The organism is Stieleria tagensis, assembly GCF_024129865.1.
GTDB lineage: Bacteria > Planctomycetota > Planctomycetia > Pirellulales > Pirellulaceae > Stieleria > Stieleria tagensis.
Genome location: NZ_JAMYFE010000191.1, coordinates 1 through 1,206, shown reverse-complemented (window position 1 = coordinate 1,206; position 1,206 = coordinate 1). Strand labels below are relative to the sequence as shown.

The 1,206-nt window shown below is 54.3% G+C and carries 1 protein-coding gene; it reads left to right on the top strand.

Annotation, left to right across the window (positions count from 1 at the left end):
• Positions 1-199: 199 nt before the first annotated feature.
• The gene (locus tag NHH03_RS27720; protein ID WP_253161612.1) at positions 200-751 is read left to right on the top strand and encodes a hypothetical protein; all 552 of its coding nucleotides are present in this window, start codon (positions 200-202) and stop codon (positions 749-751) included.
• Positions 752-1,206 lie beyond the last annotated feature (455 nt).

The window sequence follows — 1,206 nt, the reverse complement described above, 5'->3', positions numbered from 1 at the left end:
GCATGGTGTGCTCCTTTGTGTCAGAAACAAAAGAACCAGCATGCTTTGCCGACCACTTTTTGCAAAACTTCAAGACACCTACGCCGCGCAGCGGCTTTCTTGAACCATCGGATGCACGTGAGTCGCCGAGTTGAGTTAATTGAAGTGGTGAGTCTTTCGCGGCGACCACGTGATCCGTAACGTTCCCCGACTGAGATGCATGGCTGACGCCGATCCGTATCAACCGCCTGGCAGCGTCACGATTGCGAACGATGCATCACCGCCGAGTGTATCGCGTTTTGCTGCAATCGCCCCGTTCCTATTTGTCGTGCTTCCGATACTTTTCGGCGTTGCAGGCTTCGCTGGATATATCGCTCTCGCAATTTCCCTTGAACGCCAACCGTCAGAAAACGAACCGGTCCTTTCGCATGGACAGCAGGCAATGTTGATCACGCTACCAATCTGCATAGTGATTGCAGCATCAGCCGGATTTGCGTTGGCCTTTGCTTTCTTGCGTCAACGCGCCTTGTGCATCATTCTTTTGTTCGCGACCTCGTTGCTGGGATGGCTGGTTACACGGTCTCTCTGGAATTCGCAGATCGCCAAATACGGCCGTGACGCTTCTGAATCGGTTCTATACTATCCTCCTGCGGGCTATGCTGCGGCGGCCATGTGCCTTGGTTTGTCGGTCTTGCTTGTTTCGACCGTTCGTCGCGCAAAACGCGGGGAACCATGCCGTGCACGTGCGGACTGGCAAGGTCTGATTGACTAGCGGGTGCGAATCCCGCCTGGGTAAGCGTTAGCCACGCGCCCGGTATCGAGTGTTGCAGCGGCTGTATAAGACCGGTGGTCGAAGTCAGTCGTTGAAGCGTACACAGAAAGGTAGTGAGGATGAAGCGATCGTAGGTGGCCCTGCGACGTTGAATGGAATTAGCCCCGAAATTTGGTAACTGTCGGATCCTGCCCAAGGTTTGTGCATACTGGAAGGCAATATCGGTTCAAGCGTCATCGGTGAGCCTGAATCGGAGACCCGGGGTCGGCGGCCCATTCGCACTACACAACCCGTCAATCAGGCAACCAGTGAGACCCTGAAGTTCTTGATCACTCGGCGATCTTCCAATCGCCCGTGGCCGAGTATGTCCTAGAAGTGGAATAAGCGACGAAGACAAATGACATTCAGGGAGTCGGATGACCGAATAGTACCGCAGAAGCTTGACGACCAATCAA